Source organism: Ensifer sp. SL37 (assembly GCF_026672675.1).
GTDB classification, from domain to species: domain Bacteria; phylum Pseudomonadota; class Alphaproteobacteria; order Rhizobiales; family Rhizobiaceae; genus Ensifer; species Ensifer adhaerens.
Genome location: NZ_JAPPRN010000007.1, coordinates 915,927 through 940,357 on the forward strand (window position 1 = coordinate 915,927; position 24,431 = coordinate 940,357).

24 protein-coding genes and 4 pseudogenes are annotated in these 24,431 nt (G+C 61.3%); 10 read left to right on the forward strand and 18 right to left on the reverse strand.

The genetic code is table 11. The features are described from left to right. Positions 1–174: 174 nt before the first annotated feature. A complete protein-coding gene (locus tag OVA00_RS36525) occupies positions 175–2,745 on the forward strand; it encodes an SH3 domain-containing protein (RefSeq protein ID WP_268090813.1) in 2,571 nt (856 codons plus the stop codon). A 198-nt stretch (positions 2,746–2,943) separates the two neighbouring features. On the opposite strand, the gene OVA00_RS36530 is transcribed toward OVA00_RS36525, so the two are convergent. Further along, positions 2,944–4,134, reverse strand: coding sequence for a DUF882 domain-containing protein (locus tag OVA00_RS36530; RefSeq protein WP_051659394.1), 1,191 nt, complete (start codon positions 4,132–4,134; stop codon positions 2,944–2,946). 397 nt (positions 4,135–4,531) lie between these two features. Between OVA00_RS36530 and OVA00_RS36535 the strand changes: the two genes are divergently transcribed. Further along, complete coding sequence (locus OVA00_RS36535) at positions 4,532–4,864, forward strand: hypothetical protein (protein ID WP_034798100.1); 333 nt, start codon at positions 4,532–4,534, stop codon at positions 4,862–4,864. A 110-nt stretch (positions 4,865–4,974) separates the two neighbouring features. On the opposite strand, the gene OVA00_RS36540 is transcribed toward OVA00_RS36535, so the two are convergent. Beyond that, a complete protein-coding gene (locus OVA00_RS36540; RefSeq protein WP_255382254.1) occupies positions 4,975–5,097 on the reverse strand; it encodes a hypothetical protein in 123 nt (40 codons plus the stop codon). 262 nt (positions 5,098–5,359) lie between these two features. Between OVA00_RS36540 and OVA00_RS36545 the strand changes: the two are divergent. Together OVA00_RS36545 and OVA00_RS36550 are read left to right on the forward strand one after the other, a co-directional pair. Then, positions 5,360–5,786: pseudogene (locus tag OVA00_RS36545) on the forward strand (response regulator transcription factor); the annotation flags it as partial. 525 nt (positions 5,787–6,311) lie between these two features. Beyond that, entirely contained in the window at positions 6,312–6,812 is a 501-nt protein-coding gene (locus OVA00_RS36550) for a DUF1801 domain-containing protein (RefSeq protein ID WP_442780605.1), read from the forward strand. Between the two features lie 103 nt (positions 6,813–6,915). Here the strand turns inward: OVA00_RS36550 and OVA00_RS36555 are convergent, their stop codons facing one another. From OVA00_RS36555 to OVA00_RS36565, 3 genes are all read right to left on the reverse strand, one after another. Then, a complete protein-coding gene (locus tag OVA00_RS36555) occupies positions 6,916–7,611 on the reverse strand; it encodes a S41 family peptidase (RefSeq protein WP_268090816.1) in 696 nt (231 codons plus the stop codon). 35 nt (positions 7,612–7,646) lie between these two features. Next, positions 7,647–8,393: a hypothetical protein gene (locus OVA00_RS36560; protein WP_268090817.1), complete on the reverse strand. Its 747-nt coding sequence runs from the start codon at positions 8,391–8,393 to the stop codon at positions 7,647–7,649. Positions 8,394–8,592: 199 nt separating this feature from the next. Further along, a complete protein-coding gene (locus tag OVA00_RS36565; protein WP_034798126.1) occupies positions 8,593–9,294 on the reverse strand; it encodes a DUF899 domain-containing protein in 702 nt (233 codons plus the stop codon). Between the two features lie 175 nt (positions 9,295–9,469). Between OVA00_RS36565 and OVA00_RS36570 the strand changes: the two are divergent. Next, positions 9,470–9,790 (forward strand): annotated as a pseudogene (locus tag OVA00_RS36570) (ArsR/SmtB family transcription factor); the annotation flags it as partial. Positions 9,791–9,857: 67 nt separating this feature from the next. Here the strand turns inward: OVA00_RS36570 and OVA00_RS36575 are convergent. The 8 genes and pseudogenes from OVA00_RS36575 to OVA00_RS36610 all read right to left on the reverse strand — a co-directional run bounded on the left by OVA00_RS36575 (position 9,858) and on the right by OVA00_RS36610 (position 14,553). Beyond that, the gene (locus OVA00_RS36575; RefSeq protein ID WP_268091180.1) at positions 9,858–9,998 is read right to left on the reverse strand and encodes a hypothetical protein; all 141 of its coding nucleotides are present in this window, start codon (positions 9,996–9,998) and stop codon (positions 9,858–9,860) included. Then, a pseudogene (locus OVA00_RS40190) lies at positions 9,946–10,331 on the reverse strand (ParB-like protein). Before OVA00_RS40190 ends, OVA00_RS36575 begins: the two are co-directional and overlap by 53 nt. After that, positions 10,328–11,953, reverse strand: coding sequence for a SulP family inorganic anion transporter (locus OVA00_RS36590; protein WP_268090821.1), 1,626 nt, complete (start codon positions 11,951–11,953; stop codon positions 10,328–10,330). Before OVA00_RS36590 ends, OVA00_RS40190 begins: the two are co-directional and overlap by 4 nt. 92 nt (positions 11,954–12,045) lie before the next feature. Next, entirely contained in the window at positions 12,046–12,705 is a 660-nt protein-coding gene (locus OVA00_RS36595) for an autotransporter outer membrane beta-barrel domain-containing protein (RefSeq protein WP_268090822.1), read from the reverse strand. After that, on the reverse strand, positions 12,630–13,178 hold the full coding sequence (locus OVA00_RS36600) for a hypothetical protein (protein ID WP_268090823.1): 549 nt from the start codon (positions 13,176–13,178) through the stop codon (positions 12,630–12,632). Before OVA00_RS36600 ends, OVA00_RS36595 begins: the two co-directional genes overlap by 76 nt. Before the next feature lie 74 nt (positions 13,179–13,252). After that, on the reverse strand, positions 13,253–13,480 hold the full coding sequence (locus OVA00_RS36605) for an Ig domain-containing protein (RefSeq protein ID WP_268090825.1): 228 nt from the start codon (positions 13,478–13,480) through the stop codon (positions 13,253–13,255). A gap of 211 nt (positions 13,481–13,691) precedes the next feature. Beyond that, a pseudogene (locus OVA00_RS40195) lies at positions 13,692–13,835 on the reverse strand (putative Ig domain-containing protein); the annotation flags it as partial. After that, on the reverse strand, positions 13,792–14,553 hold the full coding sequence (locus tag OVA00_RS36610; protein WP_181529568.1) for a putative Ig domain-containing protein: 762 nt from the start codon (positions 14,551–14,553) through the stop codon (positions 13,792–13,794). The gene OVA00_RS36610 and the pseudogene OVA00_RS40195, both read right to left, overlap by 44 nt. Between OVA00_RS36610 and OVA00_RS36615 the strand changes: the two genes are divergently transcribed. The 3 genes from OVA00_RS36615 to OVA00_RS36625 all read left to right on the forward strand — a co-directional run bounded on the left by OVA00_RS36615 (position 14,534) and on the right by OVA00_RS36625 (position 17,524). Next, positions 14,534–15,004: a hypothetical protein gene (locus tag OVA00_RS36615; protein ID WP_268090826.1), complete on the forward strand. Its 471-nt coding sequence runs from the start codon at positions 14,534–14,536 to the stop codon at positions 15,002–15,004. The two genes, OVA00_RS36610 and OVA00_RS36615, sit on opposite strands and share 20 nt — an antisense overlap. 3 nt (positions 15,005–15,007) lie before the next feature. Beyond that, positions 15,008–15,277 carry a helix-turn-helix transcriptional regulator gene (locus OVA00_RS36620; protein ID WP_268091158.1) on the forward strand — a complete coding sequence of 90 codons (270 nt, stop codon included), beginning with the start codon at positions 15,008–15,010 and terminating at the stop codon, positions 15,275–15,277. A gap of 129 nt (positions 15,278–15,406) precedes the next feature. Beyond that, entirely contained in the window at positions 15,407–17,524 is a 2,118-nt protein-coding gene (locus tag OVA00_RS36625) for a carboxy terminal-processing peptidase (RefSeq protein WP_268090827.1), read from the forward strand. A gap of 304 nt (positions 17,525–17,828) precedes the next feature. Here OVA00_RS36625 and OVA00_RS36635 read toward each other — a convergent pair whose 3' ends face one another. After that, on the reverse strand, positions 17,829–17,981 hold the full coding sequence (locus OVA00_RS36635; protein ID WP_268091181.1) for a hypothetical protein: 153 nt from the start codon (positions 17,979–17,981) through the stop codon (positions 17,829–17,831). Positions 17,982–18,000: 19 nt separating this feature from the next. Here OVA00_RS36635 and OVA00_RS36640 point away from each other — a divergent pair, with 19 nt between their 5' ends. After that, the gene (locus tag OVA00_RS36640) at positions 18,001–18,306 is read left to right on the forward strand and encodes an ATP-binding protein (RefSeq protein ID WP_326494162.1); all 306 of its coding nucleotides are present in this window, start codon (positions 18,001–18,003) and stop codon (positions 18,304–18,306) included. A 52-nt stretch (positions 18,307–18,358) separates the two neighbouring features. Here the strand turns inward: OVA00_RS36640 and OVA00_RS36645 are convergent, their stop codons facing one another. Next, positions 18,359–18,856: an RNA polymerase sigma factor gene (locus OVA00_RS36645; RefSeq protein ID WP_326494179.1), complete on the reverse strand. Its 498-nt coding sequence runs from the start codon at positions 18,854–18,856 to the stop codon at positions 18,359–18,361. 18 nt (positions 18,857–18,874) lie between these two features. Further along, entirely contained in the window at positions 18,875–19,084 is a 210-nt protein-coding gene (locus OVA00_RS36650) for a YgaP family membrane protein (protein ID WP_060581405.1), read from the reverse strand. A gap of 226 nt (positions 19,085–19,310) precedes the next feature. Here OVA00_RS36650 and OVA00_RS36655 point away from each other — a divergent pair, with 226 nt between their 5' ends. Next, positions 19,311–19,754 (forward strand): TolC family protein, encoded by a 444-nt coding sequence (locus OVA00_RS36655; protein WP_268090830.1) that lies wholly within the window; start codon positions 19,311–19,313, stop codon positions 19,752–19,754. A gap of 181 nt (positions 19,755–19,935) precedes the next feature. On the opposite strand, the gene OVA00_RS36660 is transcribed toward OVA00_RS36655, so the two are convergent. After that, positions 19,936–20,367, reverse strand: a complete 432-nt coding sequence (locus OVA00_RS36660; RefSeq protein ID WP_268090831.1) for a L,D-transpeptidase — start codon at positions 20,365–20,367, stop codon at positions 19,936–19,938. A 338-nt stretch (positions 20,368–20,705) separates the two neighbouring features. After that, on the reverse strand, positions 20,706–24,383 hold the full coding sequence (locus OVA00_RS36665; protein ID WP_268090832.1) for an autotransporter outer membrane beta-barrel domain-containing protein: 3,678 nt from the start codon (positions 24,381–24,383) through the stop codon (positions 20,706–20,708). Between the last annotated feature and the right edge of the window lie 48 nt (positions 24,384–24,431).

Below are 24,431 nucleotides of genomic sequence, written 5' to 3' on the forward strand. Positions count from 1 at the left end.
GATTTCGTGCTGCGCAGTTGCACCTATCACCGAATGTGCAATGATCCTGAAATTGAACGACTTTAACCGGCTGCGAACGCGGGCGACTTTGTCGTGGCGGTCCGTTTCTTTCAGTAGCACTCCAGCATGCAGGGACTTCGAACAGCTTATACACCCCAGGAAGGGAATGTGATCATGCGTAGACTTCTTGCGTACCTGACGATCGCTTCGTTCTTCTCAACTTCAGCCTTTGCAGATCCCGCCATCCTGACTGCAAATGTGAACTTCAGGGTGGGCCCGGGAACCGGATTTGACGCCATGCGCGTGATCCCCCAGGGCGAGGAAGTCGACATCAAGGAATGCGACGCAGAAGCCTCCTGGTGTGCCGTGAGTTATGCCGGGGCAAATGGCTTTGTTGCCGGCAAGTATCTCAACCAGTCCGATGCCACCGCGCCGGCCTGGCCAAGGATGTTCAACACCGAAAAAGGCGCGACGATCACGCTCTTCCAGCCGCAGATCACGTCCTGGAAGGATTTCAAGGAGCTCGAAGCCCTTGTCGCGACCCAGCTCAAACCGTCCGCCGACGCCAAGCCGATCTATGGGATCATCGGGCTTTCGGCCAAGACTGTGGCCGACGAGGCGACGGAGAATGTTACGCTGACGGATGTTCGCACCACGCAGCTCGATTTCTCCGCACTGGACCGACAGCAGCTCGCTGACCTCGCGCTCGACATCGGCAAGCTTGTCCCGACCGATCCGATCGTCGTGTCGCAGCAACGCCTGGCGGCAAGCCTTGCGGACTTCCAGCGCCTCGCCGATATCCCCGATATCAAGGCCGATCCGCCGCCGATCTTTGTCAGTGAGACGCCGGCCATCCTGGTGCAGACGGACGGCAAGCCGGTGACGGCTCCGGTCAAGGGCGTTGAGGGCCTCTCCTTCGTGGTCAATACGAATTGGGACCTCTTCAAGGTGGATCAGGCGGCAGACTACTATCTGCGGAGCGAAAGGAACTGGCTGACAACAAAGACCTTGGAGAGCGGTTGGGTTGAAGCGGCATCGGTGCCGGATGTCTTTTCCAAGCTACCGGAAATCGACAACTGGAAAGGGGTAAAGGCCTCTCTTCCGCCCACGCCCTTCAGCGATAACCAGGTTCCGAAAGTTTTCTATTCGGAGAAGCCGGCGGAGCTTCTGATCTTTGAAGGAAAACCGGCCCTCGAACCGATCGCGGGCACCGGGCTGGATTGGATTTCCAATACGAGCAGTTCGGTGTTTTTCCATCGGGCCAGCAAGACGTGGTACACGCTTCTTTCCGGACGGTGGTTTTCTTCAACGTCACTCGAAGGTCCCTGGACCTTTGCCACGCCTGACCTGCCCGATGATTTCGTAAACCTGCCCGACGACGCCTCCTACTCGGCTGTGCGCGCGTCGATCCCCGGCACGTCCGAAAGCGCAATGGCGCGTCTGCGGGCGAGCATTCCGAAGCTCGCGCGGGTTTCGACGGATGGATCGCTGAAGGTGGACGTCCACTACAATGGCGAGCCGAAGTTCGAGCCGATCGAAGGCACGTCCATGTTCTATGCCGTCAATGCCAACGAGCAGGTCATCAAGGTCGCGGACAAGTATTTCGTCTTGAAGGACGGCATCTGGTTCGTCGGCGATACGCCGACCGGGCCCTTCGCCGTTGCGCGCGCCGTTGCCGATGAGATCTACACGATCCCATCGTCGTCTCCGGTCTATAACGCGACCTATGTCCGCATCTACGATACGGAACCGGATGCCATCTGGTACGGCTATACGCTCGGCTATCTCTATACCTACCTTGCCTGGGATACAGTCGTCTGGGGCTCGGGATGGTATTATCCGCCCTATTGGGACTATTACGACGACGATTGGCCCTATTATCCGCCGCCGATCAGCTACGGGTTCGGCGCCTCGTACAACCCGGCCTATGGCACTTTCGGGCGCTATGGCTACGCCTATGGCCCGGAAAGGGGCCTGGTCTTCGGCGCAGCCTATAACCCCGTCACGGGGACACGGTTCCGCGGCGGCGCGGTGGCGGGTCCCGGTGGCGAGCGCGGTTTCATTTCTGCCTACAATCCACGCACGGGCAACGCGATGGTCGCGCGGGGCGGGCAGAATGTTTACGGCTCCTGGGGCAGTGTAGCCGTCAAGCACGGCGGAGAGTTCGCGCGCATCAGCGGCGGATCAACCGGGAGTGCCGGCGGCCTGCGCTGGCGCAACTCGGAAGGCGACAAGGGCTTTATCGCCGGCAGCAAGGGCGGTGACGTTTATGCCGGCCGCGATGGCAGCGTCTATCGCCGTCAGGACGGCCAATGGCAGAAGCATACGCCGGATGGCTGGCAACCGGTTCAGAGGCCGGACGGGGAGAACCTGCGCAATGCCGCCCAAGGCGCGGCATCCAACCGGCCCCAAGCCACGCAGCGTATCCAGAACCGTGCTGAAACGAGACCCGCACCACGCCGCAACCAGCAGGTTCGCCAACGGGCGCCGGATCATCTGTCCTTCGATCGCGCCGGACGGCAATTCGGCAACCAGAACGAACTGAGCCGCAATTATGGGCGACTTTACCAAGACTCCGGCCGGAACTTCCAGAGCTTTGACCGTGGTCGCGGCGGCTACAGCGGCGGCGGCTTCCAGGGTAGCAACCGCGGCGGCTTCCACGGAGGTGGTGGTCGCGGCGGTGGAGCTGCTTTCCGCGGCGGCGGTGGCGGACGTGGTGGTGGTGGCGGCGGCCGCGGTCGCTGAGAAAACCGGGCCGCTCGGGCGAACTTTCTCGAGCGGCCGCGTTACAAGACGTGGCAAAAGGTGTGCGGGGTCGCCGCTCCTTCGGCCGAAAAGCTTGGCGTGATCATCGGGCCGTCTGCCGCTGTGTCGCCGGCCTTGGTGGCACGCCGGACCGGCCGGTCGAACCTTAAGCCGAGATGGTGACAGGTGCTTGCCGCATCAACCGTCCGACCAGAAGCGCTCCTTGTTGAAGCTCTTGTTTTCCTTACCGGCCTGGGACGCCCGCTTTAGAACGCGCGGTGTATCGTCGGCGCTTGCCACCGAGAGCTCCAGGTTCGCCGGAAGTGCCAGACGCTCAAGCTCCTTGGCCGGCGCAAGCGCCCACTTGAAGAGTGCGGCGTCGCGAATTGTCCACTCGGCATTTGTAGGCGACGGGCCGGTGAGGCTGCTTTCGCCTGCAGCTGGATGGCGCATCATGCCCACGCCAAGCGCGACCTTGAACGACGAGGAGGGAATGAAAGCCGAGACGTCTGTGGGTAGCGCGCGCTCGGGCGTGGGGACGGGCGTCACGGTCGCGGCGGTAGCCGTGGCGCGCAGCGTCGGCAGCGGCACGGTGATCGCCGCAAGGTCGAAGAACGGCGACTTTTCGGCTGCTTCCTTCCGCATGGTCTGAAGCTCGAGGGCTTCTTCACCGCGGCTCTTGCGCGTGGGAAGCATCGCGGTCAACAGCGTGTTGCCGGCCGGTTCTCCGCCCTTCAGTTTGGCTGGGCCGGCGCTGTTTGCAGCGACGATCGAGGTGGCCTTGACCCGTCGCTTGTAGTCGGCCATCGCCTGGTCATACCCCGGCAAAGCCCCGCCGCTTGCCGGAAGGTGGAGTGTCTGCCCCTTCGGGAATATACGCGCGAGTTCCTGGCGCGACATGCGCGGCCACGCCCGTACGTTTCCGACGTCGAGATGTACGAAGGGAGATCCTGACGTCGGGTAGTATCCCACGCCGCCGACCTGCATCTGCATGGCGACTTCCCGCAGCCGGGTGAGCTTCACGCCCGGAATATAGAAGTCCATCGCCTTTCCCAGCATGTGCTGGCTGTTCTTGGCGACCCCGGTGCTGCGGGAGCGGCCGCGCAGCATGCTGTTGGTGGCGGGCGAGCGGTAAGCCGAGACGACGTTGATATAGTCCTTCCCACCGGCGCGCTGATAGACCTCCCAGACAAGATCGAGAAGACGCGGGTCCATACGGGCGGGCTCGTTCCTGCGCCAGTCGCGCAGGAAACGGTTGATCTGCGCGAGCCCCTTCTGGTCGTATTTGCCGTCCCGCTTGAAGGTGATCGTCGCGCGTTCACCGGTGTGCGTGAAGAACAGTTTCAGCGACCGGACTTCCGCCGACGACGCCGTGCTGGTGAAAGTCATGGCGGATGCTGCAAGGGCGGTGATGGCGGCCGCTCGAGCGGCCCACCGGGCAATACGCTTCACGCCTCTGACGATGGCAGGCGAGGCAGGCTCTGGATACGCAGTTACAGGATACTCAGACACAGCGGCTTCCGATTCAATCGAGGTACAATCCACCGGCGGCAACGGCCGGCGGCTCGGCTCTTCGACGGAGATTATGGTCAACAAAGGATTAAGAAGCGGTTGATGCCATCGGACGTGCTTCCCCGGTGATGAATTTCCGCGAGGTGCATGGATTTCAGGGCCTCGGCTTGCCCTTACGTGAAGGTGTTGGCTCTTGTTTTCCTCAATCTATACATTAGTTACCATGAATGGATTGGTCGGTTGCACCGCGGTACTTGCATAGCCAAGGTGTCCCATGAAAAGCACGAAAGACGTCATCGCCGAACTGACCCGCGCCGCGCGCGACGTTCACATGCTGACGGAGGGCGAAAAGCTCCGTCTTGTCTCCCGGGCCTATGTCGCGATCAAGGAAGGTTGGGAGCTGCTCGGGCAGCCCAATCGCCTCAGCGAGTCTGCCGAAACGATGGATATCATCCGCGCCGGCGGCATGCCGGTATATCTCTATGACGATGAGATGCGGGCAATCCTCCAGGAGGCCGTCAAGGTCATCAGGCAGATCGAAGCGGCGATGGAAGCGAAGAACACCCCGGCACCCACATCCGGCGAAGATGGTAACCAAGGGTCGTGAATGGGCCCGAAGCAGTTCGAACAATGTTGTCCGCCGTCAATCCGCGCGGCGACGTTTTGACTGGCTGGATCGACCAGATCGCCCCGTCGGGGATCTGATCCGTTGGCGCGCTACATCGCAATTCGATCGGACGTCAGGATCAGAATGATCGCCGGGCCAGCCAGGAAGGCGGCGAGGAAAAGTGCCGACAGGATCGAGCGTATGAGGAAGCGCAGCAGGGGGCCGCGGGTCATCGAGCGGCCCTATGCTCATGGCGCGAACTAACAGTTTTCAATCACGACCCGGAAGGGCGCTCCACTTGTGACGTCGTCATGCTTCCTGCCTTTCCGGTTCGTTGAAGTCCGCGCCTATCACTGCTGATACGAGCGAGGGCGGCTCGATGCGTGTGCTAGCTCTGAACGATTGCAGCAGTGTTACGTTCGGCTGCCCCGTGGTTTCCGTAATGCTGCTGTAATTCTTGCGGCAGATTCGAAAGGTCGAAGCCAAGGGGTGCCGATGCGGATACTGCTGATCGAAGATGAGAGGGAGCTGGCGGCAGCACTGGCTGTGGCGCTCAGCAAATATGGCATCGTCATCGACCATACGACCCATCTCGCCGATGCAGCCGAACTTGCGTGTCAGAATGACTACGGCGCTATTCTTCTCGACCGCCGCCTGCCCGACGGTGAAGGGCTGAGCTTCATCCCGCAATTGCGCCGCATTGGCCAAGACGCGCCGATCATCGTCCTGACGGCACGCAACGAGCCGATGGAACGGGTTGAAGGTCTCGACACCGGGGCGGACGACTATCTCGGCAAACCCTTTCTCGTCGAAGAACTGATGGCGCGCCTGCGCGCCGTGTTGCGCCGTGTTGCGCCGTCCGGCTGCGCTTGCTGAGCTTCAGATCAAGGTGGGACGAATGGCGCTCGATCCGCTGATCCTCAAGCAGCGGACAACCTGGAAAGGGAAACTGCAGGGCTTGGTTGCAGGCCTATCGGGCGCAAGGGCCACCTACAAGTACGCACCTTGGGGTGCCTATGTTGCGGGTGCTTTCGCTCTTTCGCTATTCGGTTCGGGCCCCGACGGCCAGTTCGGCACATGCCGGGTAGAGGCGCATGCTGGTGGCAAGGGATCGCGGCCGTGGCCTTGGGCCCACGTGGCAAATCGACCCCGAATGATGGCTCGTCACGAGAGCCGCTGCTGCACAGGTCGGGATCGCAAGGGGATCCGGACCGTTTGCATGCCATGACCCTACGGCTGTGGAGGGATGCCGTGACGATGGCCAATACTTGGCGAAGCGGCTTGCTGATCGAGTTGCGGCCCGCAATGCAGCTGACACCGGAGGTTTATTCTTGACCGATACATAGCTGGATGGCTATGTGTCGTGCTTAGCCATTTGGTATGGGGCTCCGCGCCCATCACGGTGGATCCGACCCTGAACGAACTTACGGAACAGTCGAGGTCCGGGATGTCTGAGAAGAAAGTCGGAAAGAACGCACCGAAAGCCGATTCCCCTGCGCCACGCTCAAAGATCGGACGCAAGACGCCGCCGACAAAATCGGCCGATGGCGTCGTCCTTCTAACCGGCGGCAATCCGCAGATCGCAAAGGGCTACGGAGATGCGCAGGTGCAGCAGTACATCGCTGCGATGCCGGGGTGGAAAAGCGATCTAGGCAAGCGGCTGGACCGGCTGGTCGTCAAGACCGTTCCCGGCGTCGAAAAAGCGGTCAAGTGGAACTCTCCCTTTTATGGCGTGGAAAAGGATGTCTGGTTCCTCAGTTTTCATTGCATGACGAAATACGTGAAGGTTGCTTTCTTCCGCGGGGCGCAATTCAGCCCCTTACCTCCCGGCACCTCAAAACAGCCGGATGTTCGTTATCTCGACATCTATGAGACGGACGAACTCGACGAGGCGCAGTTCATGGATTGGGTCAAGCAGGCCAGCGAACTGCCGGGCGAGAAGATGTAAAAGCGTCGCCGCAGATCCTTCGCCGCCGGGAATGGCCGGGCCAACGGATGTCAGCGGCCACGGCGGTGTACGGCCGCGGCCTTGCCTCCCCACAAGCTGCTTCTCAATCGGCATTGCCCACCATGAGTATCTTCATGACGGCGGCCATTGCCGGGTCGGTGCCAGCGGCATAGTCGGCAAAGCTCGTGGAGCGCGCGACGTCTGGCTGAAGGGGACCTGCCGGGACGTCGTAGACGTAATTCAGCAGGAAACGGGTCCTGATCTCCGACAGGCTGCAACCGTGTTCCCAGTCGTGATAGGCCGTCGAGTAACGGATGGTGATCTTCGAGTTCGGCAGAACCGTGCGGCCGCCTTCGCCCCAGAACTGCAGCCGGTCTCCTATCGGCTCGCCGACAAGTACCGTGCGCGGGCCGCCGAAGTACTTCAGTCGCGCCGCCGTGCTGATCGCGGCCGAAAACGTGTTCGCGCTGGTCAGCACAAACAGCCGTCCCTCCGGCGGCAGGATGGCGGGGAGCCTTCGCGAGAAATCGGCGGTCAGTTCGTAATTGCCGCCATTGTTGAACCGCAGGTCCACGACTGCATTGCGTATCGGTTTTTTCTCAGCCTCGTCCAGCACCTTGACGAGCCCCTGCGACAGGTCCTCCGGCGTCGCATCCCTGATGCGGTTGATCTGGATGTAGAGAAGATCGGGCAAGGGATAGTGGTGCCAGACATTGGCGTCGGGGCGCGTGAGATAGGCCGGTAGCGTGACATCGTCGAGCACGTGCCGCCACCCGGCGCCGCGACCGGTCTGTGACAAGGGACTGAAATCGCGTCGTGGTCAGACATGGGCGTTCAAGGGTTCCGGCGCACCGACGTGGCGACAAGAGCGATTTGCGCTGCGCGTCCATCCGCGCGACGGATGAAATAGGCGCTTTCCTGCGGGCTTTCGGCAAGGCCGGCGGCATGGAGCAATTCCGGCGAAATCGCGACATTCGGGACGAATTCCTTGCCGAGATTGGCGGGGCCGCCGAAATAGGGCCGAAGCGCATCGACAAAGGCCTCCGTCGCTCTTCCATTTACCTCAAGGATCTCTCCGCCCAAAAGGTGCGATTGCTCGCCTGTCGTGGCGATCACAAACAGGCCGTCGGCAAACCAGCCAAGCCGGATGGGAACCGCATTGAAGCTGTGGCCGCCGACGAGGCCGACCACGCTGGTGTGCCCATTGTCGGCGAGCGCGACCGCTTTTGCAGCCGCGATCGCCAGACCGGCGCGGTCGAGATCACCGGCCCGTTGTTCGATCACTTCGAGGGCAGCGGCAAACGCGGCCTGGGCGGTCGGCGAGAAGCTGCGGTCGACCTCGATCAGGCGCCGCAGATGGGCAAGGTCCTGCCTGTTGCGCTCAAGTTGCGAGGTCGCGACCGGAAAGTCGCTTCGGGGATAGCTCTTCAGCGTCGGATAGAGAATAGCCGCAAGCGGCGCGACCAGCAGGAAAAGCAAGGCAGCAAGCGCGATCGATGCAATCCGAACGCCGCGCCGCCGCCAAAACCTGTTGCCCCTCGGCGCCGGACCTTCCTTGCCGATTTGTGTCTCGTTTCCCATTGATTGCGGCCCCCAACAGCGCCCCTCTTCAACGCGCGATCCATCCCCACATTCAGCGCTCCAGCCAGGGCCGGCAATATTCCTTCAGCATCGCGCCCGAGCCCTGTTCCGGCCCGCAGCAATGACGGAGGTCGGACAATCGGCAAGACAAGACGTAGGAACGGCAGCACGACAATTCCATGCTCGCCGCCGGGGAAAATCAGAAGGCCGGTTCGGTCCCGTATTCGTCGTGGCGCCGGTTCCAAACGTAGGGTTCGGTCTGTGGCCATCCCGCGGGAGACACTTCCCATGTTTCCTGGCGACCGTAGGGCGTTAGGTCCAGATACGTCCACATGCTGCCGAGATACTCGACGCCACGCGCACCGTTGAAATAGGTGCGGTAGATATCGTCGCCGTCCCTGAGGAAAACGCTGACGCCATGACGCTCGCTGGTCCTGGTCGGGTCATCCGGGTCGGCGACCGTGGCCCCCATGTCGTGGTTGAAGTCGCTCGCCATGGACGAGTACCAGACCGGGTGCTGCCACTGCATCCGGGCCTGATATTTCTGCAGCTTCTCGAGCGGCGCGCGCGAGATCAGCACGATGGACGTATCGCGTGCATTGAGATGCGCCGGGTGGGTCATCGCGTCCACGACCCAGGAACAGCCGTCGCAGCCCGCCTTCCATCCGGGCGCGAACATGAAGTGATAGACGATCAGTTGCCGCCGACCATCGAAGAGGTCGGCAAGGCTTAAAGTGCCCGTGGGGCCTTCGAACGAATAGTCCTTGTCGATCCTGACCATCGGCAAGCGCCGTCGCTCGGCGCTCAAGTCATCGCGTGCGCGGGTGAGGGCTTTCTCCCTGGCAATCTGTTGTTCGATTGCGGCTTGCCACTCATCCATTGAAACGATCTTAGGCAACATTCTCAATGATCTCCCTTTTGGGGCAACTTGCGTGGGGGCATCGTTGCAACGCTGAACTCCGATCGGCGACGTCCAGCCAACCGGCTCGGTTCGATTGCTCCCGAAAAGCTCTCAATCCGATCTTACCGGCGCGGTCTCCGTCCCATCTGGCTTCAATATGTTGTACAACTATAACATGTCAAGCGAGCGGGAAGAAGTCTCGGTTTTCTGGGCATTGGCCATCCACTCCGGCGGGCCATGCTCGATCGCCTCAAGGGCGAGGCGCAGACCGCCGGCATGCTCTGCGCCGCCCTTTTCAGACATGGATCGCTGTACCCTCATGCAGCATCTGAAGGTGCTGGAAGAGGCCAACCTGATCATCGTCATCCGGGCGCGATGCGAGCGCTGGAACTATCTCAATGCGCTGCCGATCAAGCAGATTCACGAGCTTAGGATCGGCGATTATGCCGCGCATGCGGCGACCATTCTCGACCGACTGAAGGCAGACCTGGAAGGTGGGTGCCGCGCGGTTCATCTCGATAGTGCATTCATCGACCACGCCTTTGGCTGGCGAATTGCGAGGCTCAATCGGAGAGGCCGCACCAGCCCGGCGGGAAACTGGCGGACTTGCCATGAGCGAGATCGAGAGCGTCGTGCACGGTCTTGTCGATGTCATTGGCGATGCGTTTCGCATCGATGCGCGAGGGCAGGAAGTTTGCCAACATGAACTCGCTGTAACGGATACATCCAGTGGCGGTGGTCCATGACCGACCAGAATTCGTCCTTTGAAAGGTGGCTGAGATCGAACACGATGCTGGTCAACGCATGCGCGATGCCTTCGTCGCGCGGGCGCGCACGAGATGATGATGGTGCACCAGATACGGCCGCTCCTTCGGACCGAGCACGACCGGCACCATATGACGTCCCAGGAATTCCGCGCCGTGCCGTGCCATTCCCGTCGCTCCAAAGCTAACCTCGCGGAACCCGACGGTGATCTGGCTCTGCCGAAGTTCGGCGATATCGACCGGTTGCAGCTGCGGCTCATAGATTGGTGTCATCGAACGGCTCCAGGGAGGGACGCGATCGTCTCGGATTGGGAGGCGGCAGCTACGGCGTCATCGACACTGTAGCTGAGATAGGCGAGAAGCGGGGGAGCCGCCAGAGCGATCATGTCGCGCACCCGATCATGGACCCGCGCATAATAGAGGTGCTTGCCCTGGGCGCGCACAAGCGTGTCAAATTCGAGCAGCGCGTCGAGTGCAGTGCTGTCGAGGTCGAAGCTTTCCTCCAGGCTGAGGATGACGGCGCGTGCCGTCTGGTCGTGGCCGATCCTTGTGGCCGTCTCGGTCAAGATGGCATCCGCATTGGCAAAAAACAGCGGTTGCGCCGGACGCCAGATGGCGATGCCCGGCATCGTTTGTGCATCGGTGTGGCGAGCGATGTCGACGAAATCATGGCCCTGTCCCAGGCGACCAAGGGAGGCGACATAGGGGTTAGCCAGCCTGTGCAGCAAGACGGCGAGCGAAAGTGCGATTGCAATGGCAATGCCGTTGACGACGCCGAAGGCGATGACGCCGACCGCTGCTGCCAGGGCGATGACAACGTCGTGTTTCAGTTTCCACAGTCGCAAAAGCGGCCAGGGATCGAGCGCATGCGCCAGGGCGGCGACAACGACGGCCGAAAGGACCGGCTGGGGGAGGCTCTGAAGCAGATCGGCGCCAAGGACGACGAGCAGCGCAAGGCCGATTGCGGCCAAGAGCGCCGTCATTCGGGTTTGCGCGCCAGCCGCCTCGGCCGCGGAACCGGCCGAAAAGCCGGCGCCGACAGGCATGCCTTGCGCGATGGCGCAGGCGGCATTGGCAGCGCCGAGCGCCAGCAATTCTCGATTGGCGGTCACGCTTTCGCCGTGACGCAACGAAAGCGACCGGATCGTGCCCCAGGATTCGGCAAAGAGGATGAGAACAAGCGGCAAGGTGTAGGGCACAAGCTGCCGGATCTGGCTCCACTCGACGAGCGAGAGCGACGGCAGGGTCCTCGAGATGGAGATCGGCCCGACCACCGCTACGCCGTACCCTGCAAGGTCCAGCAGTCTTGAGGCCAGGATGCCGGCGCAAAGCACCAGAAAAGCGCCGGGAAGAAACGGAGTGCGTCGCAGCAGCAGGAGGGCGGCAAGGGCCGCCACGCCGACAGCGATGCTCACGATGTTCCACCGGGGCAGAGCCGCGAACAGCCCGGCGATCTGATGGATGATGTCGGTTGTCGGCACTGCGATCCCGGTAACGGTGGGCAATTGCCTGACGATGATGGTGACCGCCAACCCGAAGGCGAAGCCGCGAAGAACGGGGCGGGAGATGAAACTTGCCAGGTTTCCAAGCCGTAGCACGGACGCCGCGACGAAAAGAAGACCCGTTAGCGCCACCATCACCGTCACCAGTGCCATCTTGTCCGGCGTCGAACCGGGCAGCGCCGCGATCGTGGCCGCAAGAATGGCGGCCGACGACGATGTCGGGGACACGATGGCAAAACGGCTGCGGCCGACGATGGAATAGATCAGGCACCCGACGATGGCCGCGATGACGCCGTGTTGTGGTGGCAGGCCGACGATACCGGCATACGCAACAGCTTCGGGCAGCATAAGTCCGGCGACGGAAAGACCCGCAATCCAGTCCCTGTTGCCCACGCTCGTCGCGACCTTTCTCCGGCTGCCCGCCAGGAGAATCTAACGGATTATCAGGCGAAATCCATAGCGCGCGCCGGGGACGCCTGCCGGCATCAAAACTGCCGGGAGGCCCCGGCGCGCCCGACCACGGATTTCTCCCCGTCGTCACCGACATTGAAAAGCAGCCCGAGATCGAGCAGCCAGAAATCGGCGGTTGCCAGTGATATCCCCGCGGTCAGATTGCCGAACGGGCCGGACCCGTCGATCCCGGAATAGACGGCAGTCGCGCCGAGCTTCGGCGTCAGCGTCGACCCGTTGTCGAGCAGGAAAACCCGTTCGATCTCGGCGCCGAGGCTCACCCGGAACTGCTGTTCGTCGAAGCCGTCGATGGTGATCCTGTCACTAGCGCCGTTATGCACGGTGTAGTCGTCGACCGTTTCGGAGAAGTAGACGGCGCGCAGCTTCGGCGTCAGCACGATCGATGGATCGAGATGCCACTGGCCCTTGATCGCCGTATCGATCATCCACCGCGTCGTGTCGAACGTGCCGTCCCAATATGTCGTGTCGACGTCGCTGTCCGAGCCGCCATAGAGCAGGCTCGTATCCCAGAACACGCCTTTGCCGAATTCCAGAGACGCATAGGGGCCGGCAAGCAAGCCGTTTCCTGTCAGTTCGGCATCGGCACCAGTCGGTTCCGTCATCCGGTCGTAGTGGAAGGACAGGCCGAACAGGGCCTTCTTCGACACCTGGTAGTCGGCGCCGACGTTGAGCATCGCGAAGCTTCCCCACTTGCCGTTATTCTCGTCGCGACTGTGCGCCAGGAAGGCGAGATCGACCCAGGCATTGAAGGCCCTTGGTTGGGTGGCAGCGATGCCGTAATCGTATCCGTCGCCCGTTCCATCTGTCGTCGTTCGACAAGGCCGGCGACAAAAATGCCTGTCGCGATCAGACCTTGCCTGGTGGCGACGAAGTCTCGGACCAAAGTGTCGATGTCTTCTGCCATCTGCTTTGCACCGAAGGAAAGATTGTAGGTGATGGTGCCCGTGTTCGAGACGCCGAGCGCGCTGGTCAGTCGATAACCCACCTTGGCCTTGCCGGAAAAAGCGGGATTCGGCGAGAACTGCAAATACCATCCGACCGGTGCGCCGACCGGACCGGTCTGGGCGAGCTGGCCGCGGATGATCGCTGCCGTGCCGGCGCTCGCCGGCTCGACGGACGTCAGCTGCGCCTCGGTTGAAGTAGACATCGGTTGGCGTCGCGCCGGCCGGAACGTCGATGACCCTGTCGCCGACTGTGATCTGAGGTGGCGTCACCGTCAGGTTACGTGGCGCCGTTGCCGTCATCCGCCCGGATCGCGAAGGTGTATTCTTCGCTCTTGGCGTTTAGCGGACCGGTAAGTTCATCGGTCGAAACGTTGAGGACCATGCCTTCCGGCAAGGTACCCGACGCGATGCTGTAGAGCATCGGCGCCCGTCCGCCCGTGGCCATAATCTGCTGCCGGTGGCCTTCGCCAGCCGTGGTATCGCCGAGGCTTCCGGGAGCTGGCATGAACGTGAAGGCCGGCGCGCTCACGGTGACCGTGACCGTTGCTGCCGTCGACGTGCCGGCGGGGGCCGGAATAGTCGGCTGACGGCGTATAGGTGATCGTGGTTCCCACGGCGTTTGCGGTGCCATAGGCCGGCGGCAGCAGCTGCGGGACGACGCTCATCGCATAGACGGCCGCACCGGTCGCTCCATACCTGTCCGTGGCAGTGACTGTGAAGCCGGAGTTGCCGACGGCGGTTGGCGTGCCGTGCAGCGCGCCGGTTTCACCATCGAGGCTCAGGCCAGCCGGGAGGGACCCAGCCGTAATTGCATAGCTACAAGGCGACGTTCCGTTCGACGCAGAAAATCTGTTGGCTATAGGCGCCCGTGGCTGTCCCGACGGGCAAGGTTACCGCCGACGGCGACAACACCAGAATTGGAGTGCTCACCTCCACCGTGTAGCTACCCGCGGCTGTGGCGCGGTAGCCGTCCGTCGCGGTGATCGTGAAGGCGCAACTGGCCGCTGTTGTAGGCGTGCCGCTGAGCGTTCCGGTTCCGCCGTCGAACGTTATTCCATTCGGCAAGGATCCGCCTGAGACCACATAGCTGTAGGGCGCTGATCCCCCGGAAACGGAGATGGTCCGGTTGAAGGTTGTTCCGGTCAGGCCGGGCAAAGCACCCGGTGCCGGCGCCATCGTGATCGACGGGAAAGCGACCATCATAGAGTAGGACGCCTGGCTCATGGCCCCATGCGCGTCTGTGACCGCGATGGTGAAGGCCGCCGGTCCGGCAACCGTTAGTGTCCCGCTGAGAACGCCAGTCGTCGGATCGAGCGTCAGGCCGGGAAACGAGCCGGCAACGATCGCTCTGTAAGGTGCAGATCCCCCGGACGCAGAAATGGTCTGACTATAGGCTGTTCCGGTCGTCCCGCCCGGCAGTACACCGGCCGCCGGAGATACGGTGATTGCCGGATACACCACGCTCAATGAATAGGCTGTATCGATCGAGGCGCCGTAGGCATCGGTCGCCGTGATCGTGAAGTTCGAGGGACCGATGGCCGTCGGCGTACCGCTGAGGGTGTCAGTCGAAGCCGACATTGCGCGCGTCGCCGGAGACAGCCTCTGCATCGCCTTTCAGGTGAAGGGTGGGGGGCTCAAGACCGGAGGCGACCGCATCCAGGCGTTCAAGGACGGTGACATGGCGATCAGCTATTCCGCTCTGCCTTACTGTGCAGTGCCAGGCGGCCACGAGGATTTCCACTTCCAGGTCATCACCGTGCCCTACGACCATGAGCGAATGCTCGGAGGGCAGACGCGCGATCTGTTTGCCATCCGGTTTGCTGAGCCTGCGTACGCTCGGCCATTTCGGGCGCATTTCAACGGGATCAGGCAAAGGCATGCGCATTTGGCCAATCCCGATGAGGAGGTGGCGCACATCGCCAGACTGGCTATCATGGCGCGCGGGCGGCTGGCTCCCGGCATGCCCGAGGTGCGTGCGACCCTTCGTTCGGGCCTGCGCTATGCCGCCGAAGAGATCAAGGCGCGCTAGAAACTGACGCCGGCAAAGGTCGCGCTCGAGCTCGGTATTTCCGTGCGCCAGTTGCATGTCCTGTTCGAACACGCGGAATTGACCTTCGCTCGCACGCTGGCATCGATGCGGATTTCGCAGGCGCGGCGGCTTCTCGTCGAGCGGCCCGCCTTGCCCGTCACCGAGGTCGCCTATGCCTGCGGATTCGATAGTCTTGCAACGTTTTACCGACTTTTCACGGGCGCTTACGGGATGGCGCCGGGCGAATTCCGGGCGGCAGGCTCGCTCCATTAGTCCCGGGCGGAAGCCTGCCTTGACGTAAGGCCGGCCTCGGCGTCGGATCAATCCGGTTGCCAAAAAGCCATAATTGCTTCACCTAGATCCCTCTTCGACACTCGGCATTAAGAATTGGGTCAACGCTGAATGCGCATTTCATACGTCTTCCTTGGTGCATTTCTTGCAATCGCGCCGTCTGCCTATGCCGACGTTGCCTCGCCTCCTGTTCTGGAGCCGCTGAAGCAGCAGGCACAGGCCGCACAGTTGAGCGCAAAATTTCTGACGCGCTACAGCTACAAGCCCGTTCCGCTAGACGACGCCCTGTCGGCCAAGATCATGGACAGCTTCATCGAGTCCCTCGATCCGGATCGTGGGCTCTTCCTGCAGGCCGACATCGACAGTTTCAAACCTGCCCGCAACGAGATCGACGACGCCATCAAGAAGAAGGACCTGAAGATACCGTTTGCGATCTTCAACGTCTATGGAAAGCGTGTCGTCGACCGCATGAACTACGCGCGCGAGCTGCTGAAGCATGACTTCGATTTCACGAAGCAGGAGGATTACTCCCTGTCGCGCGAGAAGGCGCCCTGGCCGCAGTCGGAAGCCGAGAGCAACGAGCTGTGGCGCAAGCGCGTGAAAAGCGACTGGCTACGCTTGAAGCTCAGTGGCAAGACTAATGCGGCCATTCGCGAAACGCTCGACAAGCGCTATGCAAACGCGCTCGAGCGTGCCTCCAAGTACAAGAGTGACGACGTCTTCCAGTCGTTCATGAACGCCTACACGACGTCGGTCGATCCGCACACGGATTACTTTGGCGCCCGCGCTTCGGCCGATTTCGATATCGCGATGAAGCTCTCGCTGGTTGGAATCGGCGCGGTGCTGCAGGAACGCGACGACTACACGACGGTCCGCGAGCTCGTGCCTGGTGGGCCGGCGCAGCTGTCCGGCAAGCTTGCGGTCGGAGACCGCATCACCGGCGTCGGGCAGGGCCACCACGGCCCGATAAAGGAAGTTGTCGGCACGCGCATCGATGAAGTCGTGCAGTTGATCCGCGGGAAGAAGGGGTCGGTCGTGCGCCTCGACGTTCTGCCGGCCGATGCGGGAGCAGACGCCGCCCATCGCATCGTCACCCTCGTGCGCGACAAGATCAGCCTCGAAAAGCAGGCGGCGCAGAAGAGCGTTCTGTCTGTGAAGGCGGGCGATACCACCCGCAAGATCGGGGTGATCACCCTTCCGGCCTTCTATGAGGATTTCGAAGCCCGGCGCAAAAGAGAGCAGGATTATCGCAGCGCGAGCCGCGACGTCGCAAAGCTTCTCGAAGAGCTGAAGCAGGAACAGGTCGACAGCGTTCTGATCGACGTTCGCAACAATGGCGGCGGTTCGCTGGACCAGGCGATTGCCCTGACCGGCCTGTTCATCGGCTCTGGACCGGTCGTTCAGCAACGCAGTGGCGACGGCAAGGTCGTGGTGACAAGCTCGGAGTTTCCTGAGCCTCTCTGGTCAGGGCCCGTCGGTGTTTTGATCAATCGCGGGTCGGCTTCGGCCTCTGAGATTTTTGCTGCGGCCATTCAGGACTACGGCCGCGGTGTCGTCATCGGCGAGCCCAGCTTCGGCAAGGGCACGGTTCAAACCGTCGTCGACCTCGACCAGATGGTCCGCAACAGCAAGCCTGCGTTTGGCGAACTCAAGGTGACGATCGCCCAGTTCTTCCGGGTCAATGGCGGCACTACGCAGCTGCACGGCGTAACGCCCGACATCAGTCTGCCGGGGCTTTCCGACCCGACGCGCTTTGGCGAAACGAGCTATGATAACGCCCTGCCGTGGTCAGAGATCAAGCCTGCGGATTATACGCCGGCCGATACCGTCACGGCGCTGCTGCCGGCACTGCAGGACCGCCATAATGCGCGCATCGCAAGCGACCCCGATTTCCAGCGCCTCCTCGAAGACATCGCCGACATCAAGGCGCAACGCGAAAAAGGCGTTGTCTCCCTCAACGAAGCCGAACGGCGCAAGGAAATGAAGGATCGCGAAAATCGCCTTAAGGCTCGAGCTCAGGGAAGCGATAGCGAGGATACCGGTGAGGACGATGGATTGAATGCGGACGAACGCAGCCTGAGTGCCGATATCGCACTGGAAGACGCCCGCAAGAACGCAAAGGACGTTCTGCTTGCTGAGGCGACCGCCATTCTGGCCGATCAGGCGGATTTGCAGGAAGGCGGGTTGAAGGCAGCCACGCAGCCACCGGCAAGCGCCACCGGAAAATAGTCTGCTCGGCCGATGCGCGGGTACTGAGGAAAGGTCGACAAAGCACTCCTTTGTCGACCTTTTTTGTTTCCCGCGCTCGTTGGCCTCGCTGAGCTGCGAGTAAATCGAGTATGGCCGTCGAAGGGGAGGCCGTCGATCGAACCGGCAAACAAGCGGCGGCGATCGTTTGGTCGAAGGGCGCGAACTCGTTTACGAGTGAAGCGCGCTTTTCGCAACCTGGCCGCTGCTTTCGGCAAGGATTTCTGTTCGCGACATGGCGCGGCTTGCATCAATCGTCACGACATCGTTACAGTTGGCGCGTTTGTCAGGCCAGGCGCTGACTTTCACCATGGTAGATCTCGCAGCCATCGCGCGCGCTGCCATTGCCGAGCATGTGCCATCCGTGATGAAGCAGGGCATGGACATCGAGTTCAAAGCAGAGGGGCGGGTCATTGTCCCCGGTTTCCGAACCGGCCATTCGCCTGGCCCCGGACAACTTGATCATCAATGCGATGCGACACGCACGCGGAACGGAAGTGCTCGTAGTCGAGGTTCTGCAAGCCCGGATCGTGCGGGTCAGCGGCGAGGGCCCAGAAATCCCGGCCGCCGAGCGCGACAAAATGCTGAGGCCGTTCGTGCAGGGCAATACCAGCGCGAGTGAGGGAACAGGCATCGGACTGGCCATCGTTGCCCAGATTATGACGGCACACAACGGCTCCGTGGCGCTCGGAGAAGCAGCGAACGGCGGTTTGGTCGTCGATCTGACGTTTCCGAAAATTGCGAAGGAATCCGCGTTTTCGTGATAGCCGCGCCATTGTTCCTTGAAGCCGCTCGCGCACAATCTCTTCGGCTCGCTCACTCCGCCAAATATTCGCGCAACAGCAGGCGTGCACGGTGCAGCCGCGCTTTCACTGCCTGTCGCGAAAGATCGAGAGCCGCGGCGATCTCGTCGATCGTCATCTCCTGGAGGTCGCGCATCAGAGCCACGTCGCGATAGTGCGGCGGCAGAGCCTCGAAGGCCGCTGCCAGATCAAGCCGCAACACATGTTCGGGCCGCTGCACCAGTCTTGTTTCAAGTGCGTCCTCGTCTACGGCGGCGATCATGCCGCTGCGTCGGGCGAGCCTCAGGCACTCCCGCCGCACCACGCTGAACAACCACTTCGACAGGGTCGCGAGTGCTCGGATCGCGCCGACGTGGCGCGACAGAAGCCAAGGCGTTTCTTGTGTCGCATCGTCGACATCGGCGGTCCGGCAGGTTGCTCGGGCATATCGGCGAATATCCGGCTGCGTCCGCTTGAGCAGCCGGACGATCGCATTGCGATCGCCGTGGCGGGCGGCTTCGAAAGTTTTCAGTCGTCACCGCCTTTGTGTTCATGGCTTGGTCCGATCATGGATCCCGGCAACGGCGCAGGCCGGGCAATAGCCGATGAGGCCGGTGAGGACGAAGGTGAGGGCCGATACGCCCACCAAAAGGGCGATCCACCCGCTCAGGAAACTGTATGCCAGCACAGCCGCGCCAACCCCAAGGCCAATCCGCACGATCTGCTGCCCCTTACCTATATTCTTGCGAAAAAATGCCATGCAACACCTCCGGTGCAAACCGAGACCCATCGTCTCAGTCATAAGAGGCGCGGAACCCGGAAAAGGATTCGCGACGGCACGACTTTTTTCGTGACGGCGGATCCATCGGTACCAAATTGGGCCGCTGTACTTCTGCCATGGCGCCGGCCAAGTGCTGTTCGGCCGTTGGCCGTCCCTTGACGCCGTCCGCCGAGCGTCTCCGTGCCCTCGATCCGGATTATCTCGCTTGCGGGCCATCCGGGTTCCCAACGGAGATTCCTGTTCGATGAAACGAATACTGGTGACCCTGGTTGCAATGATTGCACCGATTGCCATGGCTGAGGCTCATGCCGAGCCCCTTCCAAGTGCCTTGGCGAAGGCCTACCACAACAACCCGACGCTCAATGCAGCGCGGGCCGGAGTGCGCGCGAGCGCGTCCGACATCGACATCGCACGGTCGGCGATGCATCCGAAAATCACCTGGCGCAGCGGGGTCGGCTACAATTCCAGTGCGGCGACCAACCGCGGCACGTTTGGTATCGTTCTCGATCAGACCCTCTTCGACCGCCTGCAGACGACCAACAATGTCGAGGTCAATAAGGCGCGACAGCGCGCCGCCGAGGAAAACACCCTCAACACGAGCACAACATCCTGTTCGAGGCGACCGAGGCATATATGGACGTGGTGCTGACGCGCCGCATCGTCGCGCTACGCAAACAGGATCTGGATTTCCTCAAGGAGCTCACGCGATCCGAGATCGCCCGCCACCAAGGGGTCAGAACAAGAACTGTTCCGCCAGACACGCTAAGGCCGAACGAACAATGAACATACTCACGCTGCCGGAATTTACGGACAATGCGGGTTGTTCTATATCACAGGACTTGAACGGTGGCGCCGACCTGCACCTTTTCGTATAGCTCGATGATGTCTTCGTTGAGCATGCGAATGCAGCCCGAGGAGGCCTCCGTGCCAATGGTCCACGGTTCATTCGTACCGTGAATGCGGTACAGCGTATCGCGACCGTTGACGAACAGATATAGCGCGCGTGCGCCTAGCGGATTAGCTGGTCCGGGCTCTATGCGTTTTGGTAACCCTGGTGTTTCAGCGTGCATATCGTCGGTTGGATGCCATGCCGGCCATTTGGCCTTTCGCTCGATCGTTGCCATCCCGCGCCAGCTATACCCACTTTTGCCAACAGCTATACCGTAGCGCCTGACGGAGCCTTGGGACTCGACAAAATACAGATGCTTGTTGTGAGGATCGACAATGATCGATCCGGGCGTGGCATCCACCTGTTTAGCCATCGTGACCGGCTGCAGATCTCTTGCGAATTTGCTACGATTTACGGGACGAACTGGAAACAGCTCGAACGCATATGGACCTTCTGCGGGCAACGAAGACACGGGGCCGCTTACAGTGCTGCAACCATGCACCGCCAGCAACCCGAGTATGAAACTCCGCCGTGAGACGGCAGAACCAGCAAGCGATTTCGCAAGCGGGATCGTTATCATGTGAGAGATCCAAGAATTGTCTGGCTATGTGACTCTGGCTTTCGCGGAATTGTTATCATCATCATTGACGGGCTGATAACGAGATGCTCCCGGCATCTGTTCGAAGCCGGGAGCGGTTCTTGCGAGTGCGATCAAAACCTCACGCGCAATCCGAGCGTTCCGCCGACCTCGTAACTGTCGGCAAATTTCTTTAGGCTGGTGTCGGCAGACACTTCGCCATAGACCGTGTATTTATCGTTGGCCCAGCTGTAAGTGCCACCAAAACCAATTCCACCGGTCAGCCGATCGGCGCGACTGTCAAACTTCGTGCCCGATACATCTACTCGTGTTCCGTCGAGGAACTCGTTGGTCAGATTGGCGATGCTATAGAACTGCGCTCGGCTCGTCTGACCGTCATCGTCCTTCCAGCTGCGCTCGTGCCCGAGGGCCAGACCCAGGCGACCCTTCAGGCTGTCACCCTTGTCGAGCGACACGCGGGCACCGTAAGGATCAGTGAAGCTGTCGAAATCGACTGACGACCAGGTCAGCTGTGCCTGTGGCGTGAGGGTCCAATTCTCGTTGAGAGCGATGCGCTTGCCGGTTTCGAGGCTCATAGCATAACCAAAACCATCGTTGCCGTCGGCAAGTCCTCGACGCAGCGTATCGGAGTAGAGATTGCTGTCGTACCAGGTAACCTGACCTTGCGCGTCGAGATAGAAGCCGTTATTGCCGTACCAGGTCAGCGTGCCGCCGAAGCCATAGCCTGTGTTGTCGATATTGCCGTTGCCGAAGATCGAAGAGACATCGGTGGAAACCTGGCCATAGTGAACGGTTATGCCGCCGATGAGCTTGCCAGCATCGCTTTCATAGAGCTGACCGTCCACACCTGCCTGCAGATTCCACATATCGTAGTCATAGTCTGACTGGCTCGCGGTGACATCGGGCTGTTGTCTACCATGCAACCCTTCGATGCGACCCCAGACGCCCGTGCCGCCAACGATCGTTGTGGAGCCATCCTGATAATAGGCGTTCTGGTCCTGAGTCGGCGTGCATCTGAAGTTCCGTGCTGGATCCTTACAGAACACGGTCTCGGCCGGAGCCTGTTCCCCCCAGTACCGATTGCCGGTGCGCTGAGCAAGCGTCGGCAAGCGATTAAGGACCTGTAGTGCGTTCGGATAAGTCTCATAAACCGGCACGCCTGGTTGATAGCGGGGCGTTTCGGGACCGGTAGGCACGATCGGATCGATCAACACTGAGCGTAGATACCAGTCATTTGCGGCATAGCTATCCCCATAGACATCCATACCACTGGAGGTGGGGCTACGGTGGAGTGTATAGGCATATGCGCCTGCCACCTTGGCGTTCTGGCCATCGTTCGTCACGTAATCGCCATTACCAAGGAAGAACGCATTCGTGGTCGTGGTGCCGCCATTGATGGCGTTGACAACCTTAATACCGTCAGTGGTCGCAGCCCCGCCACCATTGATGTTGTTAATGACAAGTCCGGTTTGGCCAGTTGCTGTGCCGTGATCGATCACGATCTGGTCGGACGGCGAGGCATCGCCGCCCAGGTAAGTATTCAAGACAACCGTACCGGCTGCGCCCCCGGCGCCTCCAACGAAATTAGAGGTCGTCAGTGTCTTATAGGCGCCGTTCACAGGCGGTGCAAAGACGATCAGGCCTGCATTCTCGGTGGTGCTGCCAGCGGTGTTGTTGACAGTGGAACTAGCTATCATGTTCCAAGTGCTCGTGACATCGACAGTCATGTTGTCGGCGTTCAACGCAGCCCCGGTCAATGTACTCCCGTTCAGTGTCGCGCTGGCCCTGGCGGTTCCCTCTCCCACCACATTGCCGGTCAGCGCCATGTTGGTGAAATTGCCGCTGGTGGTGCCGCCAACGGCATGTACCACGATGCCGCTGCCTGTTGTGGGAGCGACACCGGTCAGATTGGCAACGACATTGCCGGCCGTTCCGGTGATCAGATCCCCCGTCGCGCTCAGGGAGCCGCCTGCCATCATCACCGTGCCATCTCCGGTGCCAAGAATACCCGACGAGCCGGTTCCGTTCGCCGTCACGGCAGTGCCGGTCGTGTTGATCTGGCCGCCACCGTTGACGGAAAGGCCCGAAGCGGCCTGCGTTGTGACGGACGAGGCCGTCAGCTTGACATTGCTGTTCGCACCTTCCGACAGCGCACCGAAGGCGCCGGCACCGCTAGTGTTGACGGTAGCATTCGTGGCGTCGACACCCGAAGTGGTGACCGCCGTGCCGCCGTTCGCACTGCTCGTCAACGTGACCGTGCTGCCGGGGCCGGTCGCCCGGATACCATCGGCAGTGAAATTGGCGGTCGGGGCGCCACCGGTCGTGATCGTGCCGCCGGCAACCGTGGCGGTGCCCCCGGCATTGGCAGCGACACCGATGGCACCGTCACCGGTGGTTGTGAGCTTGTTGTCCGTGATCGTAAGCGTGCTGCCGACCCCAATCGCCTCTGCGCCGTTGGACTCCTTGCCGATCTCACTCGCGAGGTAATGGCCGCCGGACGTATCGAAACCTGGCTTATACCCGGTGGTGATCTCGCCGCCGATTACACTCATCGTGCCGCCGCCAGTGGCACGGACACCGGCGCTGGACGGGCCGGTCGTTCGGACGATGGCATTGCTAATGGCGACCTTGCTGGCCGTTCCGTTCCCATCCGTCCCATCCGCAATCGCGCCGGTGGAGCCGGTCTCATAGGTAAAAACGCCGTAGCCCTTGAAATTGATAAAAGCCCCGCCCTGGGCCACCGCGCCGGCGCTCGCCGCTCCATAGGTGGTCACGCTGCCGCCCTGATCAATCGTGATCTTGCTGCCGGTCCCCTGGGCGAGGAGAGCCACGGAATTGCTGATGAGCGTTCCATGATAATTGCCGGTTACAACCGCGCCGCCATGGATGGTGACCGCTCCCCCGTCGGCAACCGACATCCCGGCACTGTTATTGCCATAGGTGTTGATGTAGCTGGCGTTGGTGACGATCGTGCTGCCGGCACCGGAAACGAAGGCACCTGCCGTATCCTCGCCGCTAACGAAACCGCTCACACCGGTGAGGGTGATCTGGCCCCCTGACTCAGCGACGAAGGCAGAGCTGCCCATGCCATAAGTCAAAATCCCGGACTGCTGGGCATTGATGCCGGTAATTTCAACCGTGCCACCATTGGATGCATAAGCGCCATATGCATTGTTTCCGGTTGTGACCACAATCTGTTGCCCGGTATTCGGCGGCAGCGTCACTCCGTTAGAGTCAACATTCACATCGCTGCCAGTTCCGGTTGCGAAGATGCCGTAGCTGCCATCGGCCCCTGTGGTGACGAGCACACCATGTCCGTTAATCTTGCCGCCGCCATCGGCATAGAGCCCGTGACTGCCCGCGCCAGTCGTATTGACATTCGCGGTGTTGTACCCTCCGCTACCATCCGGCGCGCCGTTCAAATTGATCGTTCCGCCGCCGCTCGCGTGAGCGCCGGAGCCGGTACCGCTCGCGTCCAATTCAACGACGTTTCCCGTGTAGACCCCAGTGCCGGAGGCGCCGACCACATCCGTGGCATCATTGCTCGATCGAGTTGGAGTGCCTGGCGTGCCTAAATCCGTGCAACTACCCGAGGCGATGCTCACAGGCGCATCCGGTGCCGGTGCGCACTGCGCGAATGCCTGCGTGGAGGGCAGTAACACGGTCACAGCAGCCGCCAGAATGTAGCGATGGTTGTAGACCGAGCTTAGCAGCGCCTTTTTGAGGGAGTTAACGGCGGAGGTGTCAAGACTGCGAATACAAATTGGCTTTTCCGTATGGTCAGATTTCATTTGCCCCCCATAAGCGCTTGATAACGGTTTTTCCGCGAATCGATAATC

Excerpts from the sequence above, each read along its gene's own strand:
- OVA00_RS36525 (WP_268090813.1), top strand. The coding sequence starts at position 175 with ATGCGTAGACTTCTTGCGTACCTGACGATCGCTTCGTTCTTCTCAACT.
- OVA00_RS36530 (WP_051659394.1), bottom strand. The coding sequence starts at position 4,134 with ATGACTTTCACCAGCACGGCGTCGTCGGCGGAAGTCCGGTCGCTGAAA.
- OVA00_RS36535 (WP_034798100.1), top strand. The coding sequence starts at position 4,532 with ATGAAAAGCACGAAAGACGTCATCGCCGAACTGACCCGCGCCGCGCGC.
- OVA00_RS36540 (WP_255382254.1), bottom strand. The coding sequence starts at position 5,097 with ATGACCCGCGGCCCCCTGCTGCGCTTCCTCATACGCTCGATCCTGTCG.
- OVA00_RS36550 (WP_442780605.1), top strand. The coding sequence starts at position 6,312 with ATGTCTGAGAAGAAAGTCGGAAAGAACGCACCGAAAGCCGATTCCCCT.
- OVA00_RS36560 (WP_268090817.1), bottom strand. The coding sequence starts at position 8,393 with ATGGGAAACGAGACACAAATCGGCAAGGAAGGTCCGGCGCCGAGGGGC.
- OVA00_RS36565 (WP_034798126.1), bottom strand. The coding sequence starts at position 9,294 with ATGTTGCCTAAGATCGTTTCAATGGATGAGTGGCAAGCCGCAATCGAA.
- OVA00_RS36575 (WP_268091180.1), bottom strand. The coding sequence starts at position 9,998 with ATGTTGGCAAACTTCCTGCCCTCGCGCATCGATGCGAAACGCATCGCC.
- OVA00_RS36595 (WP_268090822.1), bottom strand. The coding sequence starts at position 12,705 with ATGCTCAACGTCGGCGCCGACTACCAGGTGTCGAAGAAGGCCCTGTTC.
- OVA00_RS36600 (WP_268090823.1), bottom strand. The coding sequence starts at position 13,178 with ATGTCTACTTCAACCGAGGCGCAGCTGACGTCCGTCGAGCCGGCGAGC.
- OVA00_RS36605 (WP_268090825.1), bottom strand. The coding sequence starts at position 13,480 with ATGCCAGCTCCCGGAAGCCTCGGCGATACCACGGCTGGCGAAGGCCAC.
- OVA00_RS36610 (WP_181529568.1), bottom strand. The coding sequence starts at position 14,553 with ATGTCGGCTTCGACTGACACCCTCAGCGGTACGCCGACGGCCATCGGT.
- OVA00_RS36625 (WP_268090827.1), top strand. The coding sequence starts at position 15,407 with ATGCGCATTTCATACGTCTTCCTTGGTGCATTTCTTGCAATCGCGCCG.
- OVA00_RS36635 (WP_268091181.1), bottom strand. The coding sequence starts at position 17,981 with ATGGCCGGTTCGGAAACCGGGGACAATGACCCGCCCCTCTGCTTTGAA.
- OVA00_RS36650 (WP_060581405.1), bottom strand. The coding sequence starts at position 19,084 with ATGGCATTTTTTCGCAAGAATATAGGTAAGGGGCAGCAGATCGTGCGG.
- OVA00_RS36660 (WP_268090831.1), bottom strand. The coding sequence starts at position 20,367 with ATGGCTAAACAGGTGGATGCCACGCCCGGATCGATCATTGTCGATCCT.
- OVA00_RS36665 (WP_268090832.1), bottom strand. The coding sequence starts at position 24,383 with ATGAAATCTGACCATACGGAAAAGCCAATTTGTATTCGCAGTCTTGAC.